The organism is Buttiauxella sp. BIGb0471 (assembly GCF_024807715.1).
GTDB lineage: Bacteria > Pseudomonadota > Gammaproteobacteria > Enterobacterales > Enterobacteriaceae > Buttiauxella > Buttiauxella agrestis.
On the sequence record NZ_JANUEU010000006.1, the window covers coordinates 1 to 15938 of the forward strand.

Consider the following 15938-nt stretch of genomic DNA (forward strand, 5'->3'; position numbering starts at 1 on the left):
AACAACCTCAAGACGTTTCTCAAAGGAGTATTTTGGCTTTGCCATATAAGGGACTATTCCATTTTATAGTCCAACTAAATGGGTGCAGTGCACAGGTTAACGTAAAGTTGCCCGGGGCTTTCTTATTCTTAACGTTCAAGAATATCCCTCACTTATGCTCAGGACTGAAAGCCCTAAGCACCCGCCGCATAGTTTACTCAATTTTTATTTATTTAATATGAAATCCACAATGTAATTTATTGATTGAAATTACATTGTTATGGAACGTCTCTCTCAAGTAATATATTCACGCCATCATTATAAGTCGTTGACGTAATAAATATTAACTCTGCTCACTAATAAAACTCTGTAATTCCGTTAATGTTTTTGCGCCATCTATCGCATTTGCACATAAAAGATTAGATCGCGCACAGGCGTGGGCTAATTTCAGGCTGTCAGCCAACGACCATTTTTCATGGCAGCCATATAATATTCCGGCGCAAAATGCGTCACCCGCGCCGACGCTGCCGATAATTTCATTCCGGGCGAGCATAAACGAAGGCACCCACATACCTTCTTTTCCTTTTTCCACACCCCATGCGCCTTCCGGGCAGTGAATGACGACTCTTTGTTTTACGCCCGCTTCGAGTAATTGCGTCGCCGCAATGGCAATATTTTCGATGTGTGGCGCTCCGTTGGTGTGACGAATTTCCAGCCCGCTAAACTCACCGGCTTCCAGCTCGTTTATCACCAGATAATCGAGCCAACGCAGGGCAGGGAGCACCATCGGGCGATAACGTGGGTCGCCCTGGCGCGAGACTAAATCCAGTGAGGTTTCATAGCCTTGCTGCGCCATCATCGCCAGCAATCTGGCGCTGCGCGTGCCGTATTCCGCATCCTCCATATCGAGGCTGTCGAGCAGTAATAAATAACCCAAATGGAAGATTTTGAACGACGATTCAAGACGGTCAAAAGCGGGTAAATCAAGCAGACGATTCGCACCTGGCGAGTGGAAAAACGTGCGCTGCCCGTCAGGGTCGGTCATCACTTGCGACATTGACGTCGGCGCAAAGGTGGTGCGGTGCACATGCTGGCGATTCACATGATACTGATCGAGCATGGCCATAATGTAATCGCCGTCGTGGTCGTCACCGACTAAACCCACGGCCTGGAGCGGCAGGCCGACATGCATTTTTGCCAGCGTCAGCAGAACGTTAAGGGGAGCGCCGCCGGTGGAGCGTTCGCTGTGGACAATTTCCGCGAGCCAACCGCGCTGCGGCCACTGCACAATTTGATGCACATGGTCGACCAACATGTTCCCTGCGGCGATAATTCCACTGCGCTCTGTCATACCTACTCCTTACGCTTTACCCGAACTGCCAAAAATCTGCATCTGTTGTGCGACGACATCCGTAATCGCCTCTTCTATACCCAGTAATAACTCCGCGAACTCGTCATAAATGGCGTGACGCTGATTCATTCGCTGCTCGACGGCACCGAGTGCTGCCTGCGACATCCCGGTGTAGAAATTAATTTTATGAATGCCGAGCGTTATCGCCTTTCTGAAATCTTCATCGCTGATGCCGGAACCACCGTGTAGCACCAGCGGGAGACCGGTTTGGCTACGAATCGCGGCCAGTCTGTCGAAATCGAGTTTCGGCTCGCCCTTGTATTTGCCATGCGCATTGCCGATAGCGACGGCCAGCGTGTCGATGCCGGTTCTGTCGACAAAATCACGCGCGATTTTAGGGTCGGTAAACTTGTTGCTGTCGGCTTCGCCATACAGCGCACCGCCTTCGTCACCGCCGACGGCACCCAGCTCCGCTTCAACCGAAACACCCACCGCGTGGCACATTTTCACCACTTCACGCGTCTGGCGAACATTCTCCTCATATTCAAGTGTAGAACCATCGAACATGACTGAGCTAAAACCGAGGCGTAAAGCGCGAACGACCGCCTCAAAATGCAGGCCGTGATCGAGATTGAGCACCACCGGAATATCGTGGCGTGCCGCTTCGAATTTAACGGCTTCAACCAGCGAATCTAGCGAGACATACTTAAAATGGACTTCGGCGATATTGATGATAAACGGTGAGTTTTCCTGCTTTGCCGCAGCAAAAAGTGCGCGCAGAAAATGACTATCGAGGACATTAAACGCGCCTAACGCGTAGCCATTTTCCCGCGCGTGTTTCAGCCCATCGGCGAGCGATATCAAAGCCATAAAAGTTTCCCCTGGTGTTGGAAAATAAGGTTTGAAAATTAAAGGGTCTGGCGATATTCGTTGCACAGCAATTGCCGCGCGGGTTCGTCTTCAACAATGGCGTTAAAGCGTTCGAGCGGCTTGAGAAAACGGTTGTCATGGTCATCGTCATTCACCATCGACACTTCCCCAACCAGCACATCGCCATAACCCGGCTCGCCCCAAAAACTGTGGTAAATACCCGGCACCAGACAAATGCTTTCCCCCGGTGAGAGACGTAGTTGGCTGCCCGCCGCGTGAGTCTGGCGACAACCATCAATCACCACGGTGACGTCGCTGTCTTCGGTTTGCTCGAACTGATCGGCATTCCACAATTCGACAATCAGATTGCCGCCGCCGCGATTGATAATGTCCTCGCGTTTGCGCCAGTGAAAATGCATCGGCGTGATTTGCCCGTCACGAACATGCATGATTTTTTCGGCATAACATTTGGCATACGGTGCGCCATCGGGTGAACCATTACGCAGCGTAAAAAGCGTCAGACCCTGAGTGAGAAAATCATTGCCACCGAATGCGGTAACATCCCATCCGAGTTTTAAATCAATCACTTCTTGCCAGATTTGTTTATCAACCTGCTGCCATTTTGCCAGGTCGAATGAGGCAAAAGGAGGCAAATGGACATCGTGCTGCATAAAGAAATGGCGCGTTTGAGACAGAATATTATTCACTTCAGAACGTTTCATTTTGCAGGGTTTTCCTCACGTTAATGTCGGATGGCGCTGCGCTTATCAGACCTACAATGAACCCTTTGTAGGTCGGATAAGGCGTGTGCGCCGCCATCCGACAAAAATGGCAGGCAGTGGCAAAATCTATTTCACCGTCCAGCCCTTATACGTGCCGATATTGTTTTTATCGATCATCGTCACCGGAATCAGCACAGCCTCTTTAGGCGCTGGTTTGCCTTGCAGAATGTCGTAACCAATCTCCACCGCTTTCGCCGCCATCACTTGCGGGTCTTGCGCAGGCGTTGCGACAAACAGCGTATTTCCACCGCGTTTCAGCGCTTCTTCCGCATCCGGGCTTCCATCCACGCCGACGATAAAGAATTCGTTACGTTGGGCTTGTTTCGCCGCCAGATCGGCACCGATCGCGGTCGGATCGTTGATAGCAAACACGCCGTCGATCTTCGGATTAGCCGCCAGTAAAGAGGTCATCACTTCCAGTCCTCCTTCACGGCTGCCTTTGGCGTTCTGGTTAGAAGAAAGGATCTTAATGCCAGGGTGTTTTTTAAATTCGGTTTCACAACCCTCAACACGGTTTTGCACCGCAGAAACCGGCGGCCCGTTGATGATCACCACGTTGCCTTTCTCTTTCAGACGATCAGCAATGTATTTACAGGCCATCTCGCCCGCCTGGGTGTTGTTCGAGGTGATCGTTGCATCGGCACCTTCCGCCGCCACGTCCACCGCCACCACCACGATCCCGGCGTCTTTTGCTCGTTTCACCGCCGGGCCGATCCCTTTAGAATCCGCCGCGTTCAGAATGATCATGTCCACTTTGGCGGCAATAAAGTTATCAATTTGCGATACCTGCTGGCCGAGATCGTAGCCGCTGGAAACCAGCGTCACTTTCACGTTGTCGCCCGCCAGTTTTCGGGCTTCAAGTTCCGCACCTTTGGTTATCTGTACGAAGAACGGGTTGGCGAGGTCGCCCACCGTCACCCCGATGGATTTCAGTTCTTTTGCCTGAACAAAAGGCACAGTGGCAATCATGAGTGCAGCAGCGAGTAGTTTTAAACGCATGATGAATCTCCTGTCTGGTTTTGTCGGATGACGCTCACGCTTATCCGACCTACGACTATTGTTGTGTTGTGTTATGCACTTTGATGGTGACGGGTACGGTATTTATCGATCAGCACCGCAATGATGATCACCGCACCCTTGATCACCAGTTGCCAGAAATACGAGACGCCCATCAGCGTCATGCCATTGTTGAGCGTGGCGATAATCAGCGCCCCGACCAGCGTGCCGGTAATCGTGCCAATACCGCCGACGAAACTGGTGCCGCCAAGAATGACCGCAGCGATGGCATCCAGCTCATAACCCATCCCAAGGTTGCCGTTGGCGCTGTACAGCCGCGAGGCACTCATCACGCCGCCAAGCCCGGAAAGCAAACCGCTCATGCCGTACACGAACAGTAATACCAGCCAGACTTTGATGCCGGTCAGGCGTGCGGCCTGCATATTGCCGCCGACCGCGTAGATATGAACGCCAAGCGTGGTACGGCGCAGAATGAACCAGCAGACAACAATCACCGCCAGGGCAATCACAACCAGCCACGGAATCGGCCCCAGATACGAGTTGCCTATCCATTCAAAATTGATATTGGAGTTAATCACCGTGGTGCCGTCGGCCAGCAAATAGGCCGCTCCGCGCAGCGCGGTATAAGTGCCGAGCGTGACGATAAACGGCGGTAGTCCGGCCCAGGCGACCAACATGCCGTTAAACAGCCCCAGCCCGGTGCCCATCATCAGTGCGGCAGGAATCGACAGCGATTCCCAACCCGGCATTAGCGAAACCACCATCGCAGTCACCGCCGTGGTGCCCAGAATGGAGCCCACGGAAAGATCTATCCCACCGGTCAAAATAATGAAGGTCATCCCGGCGGCGAGCACGATGTTGATCGACGACTGACGGGCGATATTCAACAAGTTAGATTCAGTAAAAAAGTTCGGCGTGATAAACCCAAAAACGGCGACGATCAGGATCAAAATCGGCAAAATTCCGACGGTTTGCATCAAATCGCCAAACAGCGCTTTTTTCAGCGAAGCAGATTTGGCGACTTGCTGGGGAGTTGTGTGCGCCAGCGGCGTTTCTTTAGGTTGATTAGTTGCCATGGTGAACCCCCTTTTTGTGGGCATCTTCAACGCCGGTTGCCAGCGTCATAATCTTCTCTTGCGTGATATCAGCGGCGTGCAACTCCCCGGCAATACTGCCTTCGCGCATCACATACACCCGATCGCTCATGCCGACCACTTCAGGCAATTCACTGGAGATCATCAGGATCGCCACGCCCTGTTTTGCCATCTGACTCATGATCCGGTAGATCTCACTTTTCGCACCGACATCTACCCCGCGCGTTGGCTCATCAAGGATCAAAATGCGCGGCCCGATCGCCACCCAGCGCGAGATCAAAAGTTTTTGCTGGTTGCCGCCGGACAGTCCGCCAGCCCGTACTTGCGCGTGTGGGACGCGAATATTCAGCAAACTGATGGCATCGTCAGAAATGGTCTGGGCTTTTTTGCGATCCAGCCAGCCGTAGTGCGCGTCACGCTCAAGGGTCGCCATGGTGATGTTGTCTTGCGCGGCGAGTTCGAGGAACAAACCTTGCTCTTTGCGGTTCTCGGTCAGGAAACCGATCCCGTGGCTAATCGCTTCGCGTGGTGAATGGATTTTGACGGGCTTGCCGTCGATTTCTATCGTGCCGCCGGTGGATTTGCGCACGCCAAAAATCAGCTGTGCGAGTTCAGAACGCCCGGCACCGACTAGCCCCGCAAGGCCGACTATCTCGCCGGATTTCACCTGTAGACTGACCGGCTGCACTTTTACGCCGTCCGTCAGGTGGTGAACGTTCAGACGCACACTGCCGAGCGGAATATCGCGCTCTTTATTAAACAAATCGCTTAGTGGGCGGCCCACCATCATGCGCACCAGTTCGTTGGCATTGAGGTGTTCGCGCGTCAGGCTGCCGACGTATTGCCCGTCGCGCAGCACGCTCACGCGGTCAGAAAGCTCGTACACTTCCGCCATGCGATGGCTGATATAGATAATCGCCATGCCCTCATCGCGCAGCCGCATAATCAACTCGAACAGGCGGTGCGTTTCACGCGAGGAAAGGGCGGCGGTGGGTTCGTCCATCACTAAAATGCGGCTGTTGCGGTGCAGCGCACGAGCGATCTCCACCTGCTGCTGTTCGGCAATCGTCAGGCGCGAAACCAAATCGCTGGCCTTAAATTGCGCGCCGAGGCGGTCGATTACCGTTTGTGCCTGCATCACCATCTCTTTACGTTTGACTAAACCACCGCGTGACAGCTCGCTGCCGAGGAAGATGTTCTCAGCGACAGTAAGATTCGGCGCAAGCTGCATCTCCTGGTAAATCAGCGTGATGCCTGCGTTGAGCGCGTCTTTCGGCCCTTTGATGCTGTAGGGTTCACCGTTAATTAAAATCTCGCCGCTGGTGGCGGTATAGGCTCCGGCGAGAATCTTCATCAGGGTACTTTTCCCGGCACCGTTTTCCCCCATCAGCGCGTGAATTTCGCCGGGGAACACCGTTAAGTCGACACCTTTCAACGCATAGAACTTGCCAAATGATTTGGCAATATTGCGCATCTCCAGAATGGGAACGCTACTCATGGCGCGACTCCTGCGGGTGAAGGTTCGATTGCTGCCAGTTGAACACACGCATGTAAATGCAAAATGTCAGAAGTCGTTCATATTTGTCATATATCGACCCTCACCCCAGCCCTCTCCCTGAGGGATAGGGGGAAAACCGATCGGCTCCCTCTCCTGGGGGAGAGGGCCGGGGTGAGGGCATTCAAAAAAACACCGGAGCTAAAACATGCCTGCACCCCGCACACCCTTTCTCACCAGCGCCCGTGGACGTTTGCTGTCCTTTAACCTGCTGGTAGTAGCGGTGACTTTGCTGGTGTGCGGCGTGGCGATTTTAGGTTTTGATCACGCCAGCCGTTTGCAGGAGCAAGTTCAGGGGCAAACGCTGAGTGATATGTCCGGCAGCATGGAGCTGGCGCGGGATACTGCCAATGTGGCGACGGCGGCGGTGCGTCTTACGCAAGTGGTGGGTGCGCTGGAATATCAAAGTGAAGCGCAGCGTTTGCAACAAACGCAGCAGGCGCTACAAAACTCGCTTAATCATCTGGCGAATGCCCCGCTGGCTAGCCACGAACCGGAGTTGGTTACACGCATCACAGACCGCAGCAACGAGCTGGAAAGCAGCGTCACGCGGATGCTGGAGCTTGGTCATCGTCGCCATCTGGAGCGCAATGCGCTGCTCAGTGCGCTGTATCAAAACCAAAGTTACTTGCATCATATTCAGGATATCAATGCCCGTGACGGGTTAGCGCTGCCGGAAGCGCGGCTGCTAACGGAAATGGACCGCTTGATTCTGATTGCCATTCAAACGCCATCGCCAAAAGCGACCGTGGTGCAGCTTACCGACGTGATGGCGCAACTTCCGAAGCACGCCGATTCACCGCTGGTTGAGGGGATATTGCAGGAGTTAACCGCTCATTTGCAGCAATTGCTGCCACTTGCGGATCAGCTTGAAAACAGCGATCTCGGGATTTCCTGGTACATGTACCACATCAAAGCGCTGGTGGCGTTTTTGAATCAGGACATCAACCTGTACGTGCAAAAAGTGGCGCAGGAGTCGCTCAATCGTACCGAGCAGAGCCACAAAGAGCTGCAATCAATGATTGCGTTTATCGGGCTATTTGCCCTGCTGGCACTGGTGATTACGGGTTTTGCCGGTTGGTATATTTACCGCAACCTCGGCTCGAACCTGACGGCGATTTCCCATGCGATGACGCGGCTGGCGCGGGGCGAGCGCGATGTAAGCGTGCCTGCGTTGCAGCGGCGTGATGAACTGGGCGATCTGGCGCGAGCATTTAACGTTTTTGCGAGAAACACCGCATCGCTGGAACACACCTCGAAACTGCTGAAAGAAAAAAGCACGCAACTGGAAACCACCTTCCACGCCATGCGCGACGGTTTTGCGCTGTTTGATAACGAGGGATTCCTGGTGGTGTGGAACCCGCAGTATCCGTTGCTGCTGGGGCTTGCGCCGGAGCATCTCCAGCGTGGGCAGCATTATATGAGCCTGCTAAAACAGGTGACGCCACTCCAGGAACATATCGTTGAGAACCTTTCGCGCCCGCTTCCTAAACCGCAGGAGCTAAGGCTTGCGGACAATCGCACTATCGAGCTGCGTTTTAGCCCGGTGCCGGGGCGCGGCATGGTCAACGTGGTGCTGGAGCGCAGCGAGCGCAAAGCACTGGAGGAGGCGCTGGTTCACAGCCAGAAGATGAAAGCGGTGGGGCAGTTAACCGGCGGCCTGGCGCATGATTTCAACAACTTGTTGGCGGTGATTATCGGCAGTCTGGAACTGACCTCTGTGGATTCGCCTGATGCCATACGCATTCAGCGCGCCTTAAAAGCCGCCGAACGTGGCGCACAACTGACCCAGCGCTTACTGGCGTTTTCCCGCAAACAGTCACTGCACCCGCACGCAGTGTCGATGAAACATCTGCTGGAAAACCTCGACCCGCTGATCCGCCATTCGCTGCCTGCCGCTCTGACGCTTGAAATTGAAGCCCAGCATCCGGCGTGGCCCGCCTGGATTGACGTCAATCAACTTGAGAATGCGATTATCAATCTGGTGATGAACGCACGTGACGCGATGGATGGGCAAAGCGGCAGCATAAAAATTCGTACCTGGAATCAACGTGTGGTGCGTTCGGGCGGTGGAAAGCAGGATATGGTGGCGCTGGAAGTGATCGACAGCGGGCAGGGGATGTCTGCGGAGATAAAAGCCCAGGTCTTCGAGCCGTTTTTCACCACCAAACAGACGGGTAGCGGCAGCGGTTTGGGATTGTCGATGGTGTATGGATTTGTGCGCCAGTCCGGTGGACGAGTGGAAATTGAAAGTGCGCCAGGGCAGGGAACGTTGGTACGTTTACAATTGCCGCGCGCGCCCGCGCAGGCGGTCAGCGAAGTATTACCGGAACCAGCAGGAGCTAATGCTGAAGAGAACCAGTTAGTGTTGGTGCTGGAAGATGAACACGATGTGCGCCAGACGCTCTGCGAGCAATTGCATCAGCTTGGCTATCTGACGCTGGAAACCAGCGACAGCCAGCAGGCCATTCAATTGCTGAAAGATGTGCCGGATATTCAAATTGTTATCAGCGATTTAATGCTTCCTGGGCCGATGAGCGGGGCGGAGGTGATCCAGCACGCTCGCGAGCATTATCCGCATCTGATCTGCTTGTTAATCAGTGGCCAGGATCTGCGCCGCAGCGGGCAGCAACTGCCGCCGGTCGAGCTTTTGCGTAAGCCTTTCAACCAGCAAAAACTGGCGCAGGCTTTGCGCCTTGCACGGAATCCATAACATTTTGTGTCAGGTTTGCAAATCAATGAAAAGGTCATCGTCAAACAATTGACTAAAAGTCTGGAAACGGACATTAATAGAACGACCCCTTCCAGTATCCCAGGAGGAAGTGGGTGGGTCCAGGACACAACTTAGCTGCCACATGTATTGATATGCACCTCACTGATCATCCTGTAGCAAGGACTTAGCCCCTCTGCAAAGAGGGGCTGACTTTGGCTAAATTCTGGTGGATGACGCCTTCGGCTTATCCACCCTACAAAACCGTTAAGCGCAACGTCATCCGACAAAAACTACCCGTCTTTCCCCATACCCGTCTGCTGAATTAACATCAATGACACGCTATTAAACCAGCGATGCGCAAGACTCTGGCGTTGGCTCTCAACCGAAATTTCGGCGAGATTCTCCCGGTTTAGCTGCGCGGTTTTCCCGTCACCTTCAATCGACACGCGATACCATACGCCTTGCGGACGCAGATCTTTTGCCTGAGCCGTCGGGTTCAGCTGCACCGGCCCGCCATGATCTTTAGCCAGCAGCAGCGAGGGCAGGCGCGTCACCACGTTATGATCGATAGAAACCACACGCCCGATAAGCGGATGCCATTCACCGTTCTGATAAATTTTGGCGGGCGAACCCACACGTAATCGCGCCAGATCTTCCTCGCCCACCAGCGCTTTCACTCGCCAACGATCGGCATTCACCAGCGTCGCGATGTGTGACGTTGGCGAAACCCAGCTTCCAGGCTGCAACGACAAATCACGGTCTTCAATCCTTCCCGCAGACGCCGCCACCAGCCGCAGGCGCAGCAATTCGCTGTTGCCCGCACTTTGCTGGAGCGAATACTGGCGTGCCATTTGGTCTGCCAGCACCTGTTTTGCCGGGCCGTCTTTATCCAGACCCAACGCACCCCGCGCGCTGAATTCCCAGGCTCGGCGCATCTCTTCGGCCTTGCGCTGCGACGTTTCCGGCAGCGGGGCAATCAACTCAAACAGCGGTTGCCCGGCTTTCACTTCTTGCCCGTCGGTGACAAAAACCTTCTCAAGTTTTGCACTGTAAGGCGTATAAATCGGCTGCACAAAACCGGCTTCTATCACGCCCGGCAGGCTCACTTTATTCGACCACGGCACAAAAATGGCCAGCAACACGACGGCGGTAATCAACAGTAATCTGCGGCGATAAAACGGCTGGCTTTCCTGCCGACGCGCCCAAATAGTTTTGATTTCTCTGATCATCGGCTGCACCACAAAAGTCACAATCTCTATTAAAAACAGCACCACGCCCAACGCCTTAAAGAAGGCGTGATAGACCAAAACCGCGATGCCGATAAACAGTAGCAGGCGGTAAATCCAGGTCGCGAAAGCAAATACCGTCAGGAAGCGGGCGAAGGCCGGAGTGACGTTATCGGGCTTTGGGTCGTTGATGCCAAACAAATGCCAGCGCATCGCCCGCTTCGCCCAGTTTCCGGCGCGTTCGTGAAGGCCTGGAAAGTCGAGAATATCGCTCAGAATGTAGTAGCCATCGAAGCGCATAAACGGGCTGGCGTTGACTACCACCGTCATAATCCACGCGGTGGTGGCGAGGAAAAACAGCGCGTTCTTTACGCTGCCTTCTGGGGCGAATGACCACAGCAACGTCGCCCACGCCGCCAGCACCAGCTCAGAAACAATCCCGGCGGCGGCGATTTTTAGCCGGTCACGCGAACGAATCAGTTTCCAGCTTTCGCCGGTGTCGGTGTAGGCCATCGGCAACATCACCAACAGCGCGACGCCCATATGCCCGACCCGCACGCCATGCTTTGTGGCGGTGAGCGCGTGGCCCATTTCGTGCCAGCATTTGGAAAATACCAGCGCGATGGCAAACGCTACGGCACCGTGCCAGTTCACCGAATTATGCAGCGTGGCGACGACGGTATCCCACTGGCGAGCGGCCAGCACAATACCGGTAATTGCCACAAACAGCGTCAGCCAAAGAAAGGTTTTGCTGAACAGCGGTTGCACCCACGGCAGCGCTTTGCGCAGGGCTTTTTCCGGGTGAACCAGCGGAATGCGGATAAACAAATAGCTGTGCAGCAGCCATTTCCACGCCGACGATGCCGGGCGAAAACGGGCGGTGCGCAGCAGTTGCTGTTGCTGCAAAAACAGCACAAAGGCTTTGATATCTTCTTCTTCGACATTCAGCGTGGTTTGCTGATTAATCGCCTGCGCGATCTTCCCGGCATCGGCTAATTGCCAGCGCTTGAGGATTTCAATTTCCAGCCAGCCGAGACGGAAAAACAGGTTTCGCACCGGGTCCGATAAATGCCACGCCGGGGAGCCGTCGCGGTTGCTGCCCGCGCTGTTGAGGCGCAGTTCATCGCGCAGCGCGGGCCACGGTGGAGCGGTGGCAGCGGCGTTGATCACCAGCCGCTCCCGGCACGCAATGTGGCGATGGGGCGGCGCAGCAGCAAGTAACCGAGCAGCGCCCAGTCACCCGTCACGCGAGCCGTACCCTGCAAGCCGATACGCGCCACCGCCGGTTTGCCATCAAGCGTGCCGCGCAGCAGATAACTGGCGATGCCGTTCGGTGCTTCGACGGTTTGATAGCCCGCGTAATCCAGTTTCGCGGTAAACGAGTCCAGCGGCGCGACTTTCAAAAACACTTTCATTGGCGCACCGTGATCAAGGTTGGTGGACTCGCTCACGGGTGCCCAAGCGCGAACGCCTAAATTGTTCGGATCGGCGAGTAAACCAATACGCTCGCCGGTCTGTACCGGGCGGCCAGCCCAGTCATCCGGGTCGGAATAGACAAACACGCCGTTGCCAGGGGCGCGAATCGTCAGTTTTGCCAGATCGCGTTTTATCGACTCGACTTCGACTTTTTTCTCGCGATATTTGCCTTCTGCCATCGCCAGCTCTGATTTCGCCTGCTGATCTTCAATGGCTTGTTGCGAAGCCTGATGCAGCGTGGTTTCCGCGGTTTCCAGTTCCGCCTGCGCCACTGCGAGACGGTTGTGTAGCGTGGTGTCGTCAAGCGTCGCCAGCACCTGGCCTTTCTTCACATCACTATTAGGCAAAACCACCATGCGTTGAATCACGCCGGAATCCGGGGCGGCAATCACTTCACTTTGTAGCGAGATAATTTCAGCGGGAACCAGCGTGTATTCCCGCACCGGAATACACATCACCAGCACCATCGCCAGCAGGATATAAGCCAGACGCCGCCCGGTATTTCGCTGCCAGAATTGCCGGAACCGCGAGGGCTTTGCGGTCAATGCCCACCAGGCGTAACCGTATAAACCGCTCAGTTGCAGCAGCGCAAATTCCGGTGAATCCGGGGCAAGCGAGGTCGGCCAGGCGTCATCGCGCCCTAAAAACCACAGCGCGTGAATTTCGCCGTCGGCACCGGTTAACGGCAGCACCCAAACGTGCGGCGGCAGCCATTCGCTCCACTGGTGGGCGAGCGGTTCACTGAGTTGTGCAGGAGCCAGCGCCAGCACGCGGGCTTCGGGCGGCAGCGCCCGGCAATGGGGGGCGATTTCTTTGGCCACATCCGCCAGCCACAAGGCGTACGGCGTGTTGTTGTCGGTATCACTTAACCCGGAATGGGCGACCAGTTTTGCGCGGTTTGATGCACTGAGGGACAGCAGCGCCGCCTGGCGATATTCCACCAGTTGGCGTGTTTCATTACATATAGCGAAGCCTAACTCTGCGCAGTGGCTTATCGCTTCTACCCTTGCTGCAAGCTGGTAGAAGGCTGTTGGGGAAGTCACGAATTTGCAGCTCCGTTTTTCAGGCAACGGGTTTCATCCGGCGGGCAAATCGCCACGGCTTGCCCACTCATCCCTGGCAGCACGTCGTCCGTTTTTTCCGGGAAGCGGGTTTCGATTTCGATGGTCTGGCTGACGGCGTCCACTTTGCCGCTGATATTGGTCACGGTGAGCGGATATTGTTTGCCCGTTTCACCGACCGAGGCATTCAGTTGCGAGCCAATTTTCAGCCATGCCACCCAGTTTGATGGCACGTTTAACCGCGCGCGCAATGTGCCGCTGCCGACGAGATCAATCACCGGCGCTCCCGCACCAATGCCCTGGCCTTCTTTGACGTAGATTTTCGCCACCCGTCCGTTAAACGGCGCGATGAATTTGCACTGCGCCAACTGGGCGTCAAAAATCCCCATCTGGCCTTTGGTACGGTTCACTTCGGAGGCGGCTAAACCCACTTCCAGTGCGGCGGCAGACTGCAAACCTTGCAGTTTTGCTTTGGCTTCGTAACGCAATTGCGCGGCGTGATATTCCGCTTCGGCGGCATTTTTACGCGCCATCAAATCGCTACAGTCCATGGTCGCCAGCACTTTGTTTTGCGTGACGGAATCGCCGAGCTGCACGTTGATTTTCGCCATGCGTCCGGGAACCACGCTGGAAAGCGGGCTTTCGCGGTTGGCGAGTACCAGGAAGCGCACCTGGGTGTTGCCGTCCTGGGCAAACGCAGGAACAGACAGGCAGGAAAGGGCGCAGATTAACCCGGCGATAAATTTTTGTCGGATGGCGCTACGCTTATCCGACCTACGAAGACCATTCAAGGATGCATTCACCGGACGAAAATGATTCGCATGTTTTGTAGGGTGGATAAGCGCAGCGTCATCCACCATTGTTTTTGTATTCATAATCCACCTCATGGCGTCGCGGTCAGAACAGGGGGCGCTCCTGCGAGCCTCTGCAAATCACTGGTAATGGATAACGTCGCGGCTTCTGCCAGGGCGGTAATGGATCGTGTGCTGGTTTCGTTTGGCAGGTAACTGGTGTACTGGCGCGTCAGCACTTCGGCTCCGCTCGCATCTTTCACGCGCATCGTCCACACGCCTTTACGCGTGCCACTGCTGGCTCCGGTGCTAAAGCTCATTTGCAGATTTAGGCTATTTGGCGACGGTTCCAGCGACAGGTGATTAGCTTCAATCACACGGCCAACCGACTGTTCGACAGCACCACGCGACACGCCGGACGGCACGCGCGTAATCTGAATTGCAATCGGGTGTTTTTCCACGCTGACGCCCGCGGTACGGGCAAACACGCTGCTTTCTTGCTGGCGCAAACTGGTGGCAATTTGTCGCGATAAGCTGGCAACGTCGGTTTTTGTGACCTGATCCGGCAGTAAATCAATCCCCACGGAGTTCAGTACGCGCCCGTAAGCGGCCTGGGCTTCGGCATACGATGAGGCTTCCTGGAAGCGCGACACAATCGAACGTGCCTGAGTACGCAATGTTTCGAGGTCACTGGTCAGTGAGTTGTCAGATCCGGCGCGGGAAATACTCGCCAGGCGTTGATCGACTTGTGCGGATTGCTCGGCAATCTGGAAGTCATACGAGGCAAGTTTGTAGCGCTCGGTGGCTACACGCACCTGGGTCAGAACCGCCATACTCAGCGCCATGCGGCGAGCGTCGTCGGTTTGAGCGCGGGCATCGCTGGCGTTACTGATGGCCGGAATACTCAGCAGTTTAAACAGGTTCATCGAGACACCCACGCCGCCTTCAATCCAGTCATTGTTGTAGAGATAATCGTTGGAGTCGTAATTCAGCCCGGCGAACAAGTTCAGGCTGGGGAATAACGAGGCAATCTGGCGCTTGGTTTCGTAACTGTCGATACGCGTTTTGTAATCTTCTTCGCGCAGCTCAGGGCGGCGTTCGAGCGCCATTTGCTCAAGCTTATCAATATTTGTCGGGGCCGGAGCCAGCGGCGTTGGCGTGTCTTGCAACACCAGCGGCGTGCCTGGAGGCAAGTTGATCAGCGCGGTCAGCTCGCTTTTCGCCAGCTCCATTTGCTGGCGCTTCTGGTTCAGCAAAGTCATGGCATCCAGCAGGGCGCGTTGATATTCCAGCCCTTCGATTGGCGGCAGGATCCCGGCCTGTTCGGCTTCACGCGTTTTATCCAGCGCCTGGGCAATTTGCTCGGCCAGCGGTTGGGTTTCGTCGAGTAAACGCTGCGCGCCCAGCGCACGCCAGTAGGCATCACGCACTTCCTGGACGATGTTTTGCAGCACTTTACGGCGGCGTTCTTCGGCAATGTTGACTTCATCGGCCTGCTGTTTGGCGCGGAAGTAGCTCATCCCGAAATCGAGCAGATCCCAGGAGAAGGTGGCGCTGGAAAGATAATGTTCGCGCTCTTCAGATGTGGACGGACGCAAGCTGACCAGCCCGTCATCAATGCCGACGCTGGTGCCGCCGGAGTCGTTATTACGCCAGCGATAGCCCGCATCTGCCATCAGTTTTGGCAGCATGTCTTGTTGCGAAACATCCAGCAAACTGCGCGACAGCGCGGTTTCCATCATTTTCAGGCGGTAGTCGAGGTTGTATTTCAACGCGCGCGCCATGGCGTCGGACAACGTCATTGGGCCGCTGAGTGCTTCCTGCCCACGATACATTTCTGCCCGGTCACGATTCACTCGCGCGGTGATTTCATCCTGAGAGAGCGGTTCCGGTTTAATGGTGCCACAGCCTGCCAAAATCAGCACCGCAATCAACCCGGCAACAGGTTTGACTAACGGCACGCCACGTTTTTTTTCTTCAGCTATCACGTATGCGTTCATCGTTGTTATTTCCATCTTAAAGC

The 15938-nt window shown here is 55.1% G+C and carries 11 protein-coding genes; 1 reads left to right on the top strand and 10 read right to left on the bottom strand.

Annotated elements, in window-relative coordinates; all coding sequences use genetic code 11:
• Positions 1 to 322: 322 nt before the first annotated feature.
• From M2371_RS17370 to M2371_RS17395, 6 genes are all read right to left on the bottom strand, one after another.
• A complete protein-coding gene (locus M2371_RS17370) occupies positions 323 to 1330 on the bottom strand; it encodes a carbohydrate kinase family protein (protein WP_259268298.1) in 1008 nt (335 codons plus the stop codon).
• 9 nt (positions 1331 to 1339) lie between these two features.
• Complete coding sequence (locus tag M2371_RS17375; protein ID WP_172895797.1) at positions 1340 to 2200, bottom strand: ketose 1,6-bisphosphate aldolase; 861 nt, start codon at positions 2198 to 2200, stop codon at positions 1340 to 1342.
• Between the two features lie 38 nt (positions 2201 to 2238).
• Positions 2239 to 2922: a D-lyxose/D-mannose family sugar isomerase gene (locus tag M2371_RS17380; protein WP_259268299.1), complete on the bottom strand. Its 684-nt coding sequence runs from the start codon at positions 2920 to 2922 to the stop codon at positions 2239 to 2241.
• A 126-nt stretch (positions 2923 to 3048) separates the two neighbouring features.
• On the bottom strand, positions 3049 to 3981 hold the full coding sequence (locus tag M2371_RS17385) for an ABC transporter substrate-binding protein (protein ID WP_259268300.1): 933 nt from the start codon (positions 3979 to 3981) through the stop codon (positions 3049 to 3051).
• Between the two features lie 71 nt (positions 3982 to 4052).
• On the bottom strand, positions 4053 to 5075 hold the full coding sequence (locus tag M2371_RS17390) for an ABC transporter permease subunit (protein ID WP_051880616.1): 1023 nt from the start codon (positions 5073 to 5075) through the stop codon (positions 4053 to 4055).
• Complete coding sequence (locus M2371_RS17395) at positions 5065 to 6591, bottom strand: sugar ABC transporter ATP-binding protein (protein ID WP_259268301.1); 1527 nt, start codon at positions 6589 to 6591, stop codon at positions 5065 to 5067. Before M2371_RS17395 ends, M2371_RS17390 begins: the two co-directional genes overlap by 11 nt.
• 205 nt (positions 6592 to 6796) lie before the next feature.
• Between M2371_RS17395 and M2371_RS17400 the strand changes: the two genes are divergently transcribed.
• Entirely contained in the window at positions 6797 to 9361 is a 2565-nt protein-coding gene (locus M2371_RS17400) for an ATP-binding protein (RefSeq protein WP_259268302.1), read from the top strand.
• Positions 9362 to 9651: 290 nt separating this feature from the next.
• Here M2371_RS17400 and M2371_RS17405 read toward each other — a convergent pair whose 3' ends face one another.
• From M2371_RS17405 to M2371_RS17420, 4 genes are read right to left on the bottom strand one after another with little or no spacing between them, the layout of a single operon-like run.
• Complete coding sequence (locus M2371_RS17405) at positions 9652 to 11757, bottom strand: HlyD family efflux transporter periplasmic adaptor subunit (RefSeq protein ID WP_232062513.1); 2106 nt, start codon at positions 11755 to 11757, stop codon at positions 9652 to 9654.
• Positions 11754 to 13106, bottom strand: coding sequence for an efflux RND transporter periplasmic adaptor subunit (locus M2371_RS17410; protein ID WP_259268303.1), 1353 nt, complete (start codon positions 13104 to 13106; stop codon positions 11754 to 11756). Before M2371_RS17410 ends, M2371_RS17405 begins: the two co-directional genes overlap by 4 nt.
• Positions 13103 to 13999: an efflux RND transporter periplasmic adaptor subunit gene (locus tag M2371_RS17415; protein ID WP_259268304.1), complete on the bottom strand. Its 897-nt coding sequence runs from the start codon at positions 13997 to 13999 to the stop codon at positions 13103 to 13105. The genes M2371_RS17410 and M2371_RS17415 overlap by 4 nt, the downstream gene beginning before the upstream one ends.
• A gap of 8 nt (positions 14000 to 14007) precedes the next feature.
• A complete protein-coding gene (locus M2371_RS17420) occupies positions 14008 to 15915 on the bottom strand; it encodes a TolC family protein (protein WP_259268305.1) in 1908 nt (635 codons plus the stop codon).
• Between the last annotated feature and the right edge of the window lie 23 nt (positions 15916 to 15938).

What these genes read in the sequence shown, in the direction of transcription:
- M2371_RS17370 (WP_259268298.1), bottom strand. Translation starts at nt 1,330, where the DNA reads ATGACAGAGCGCAGTGGAATTATCGCCGCAGGGAACATGTTGGTCGAC.
- M2371_RS17375 (WP_172895797.1), bottom strand. Translation starts at nt 2,200, where the DNA reads ATGGCTTTGATATCGCTCGCCGATGGGCTGAAACACGCGCGGGAAAAT.
- M2371_RS17380 (WP_259268299.1), bottom strand. Translation starts at nt 2,922, where the DNA reads ATGAAACGTTCTGAAGTGAATAATATTCTGTCTCAAACGCGCCATTTC.
- M2371_RS17385 (WP_259268300.1), bottom strand. Translation starts at nt 3,981, where the DNA reads ATGCGTTTAAAACTACTCGCTGCTGCACTCATGATTGCCACTGTGCCT.
- M2371_RS17390 (WP_051880616.1), bottom strand. Translation starts at nt 5,075, where the DNA reads ATGGCAACTAATCAACCTAAAGAAACGCCGCTGGCGCACACAACTCCC.
- M2371_RS17395 (WP_259268301.1), bottom strand. Translation starts at nt 6,591, where the DNA reads ATGAGTAGCGTTCCCATTCTGGAGATGCGCAATATTGCCAAATCATTT.
- M2371_RS17400 (WP_259268302.1), top strand. Translation starts at nt 6,797, where the DNA reads ATGCCTGCACCCCGCACACCCTTTCTCACCAGCGCCCGTGGACGTTTG.
- M2371_RS17415 (WP_259268304.1), bottom strand. Translation starts at nt 13,999, where the DNA reads ATGAATACAAAAACAATGGTGGATGACGCTGCGCTTATCCACCCTACA.
- M2371_RS17420 (WP_259268305.1), bottom strand. Translation starts at nt 15,915, where the DNA reads ATGAACGCATACGTGATAGCTGAAGAAAAAAAACGTGGCGTGCCGTTA.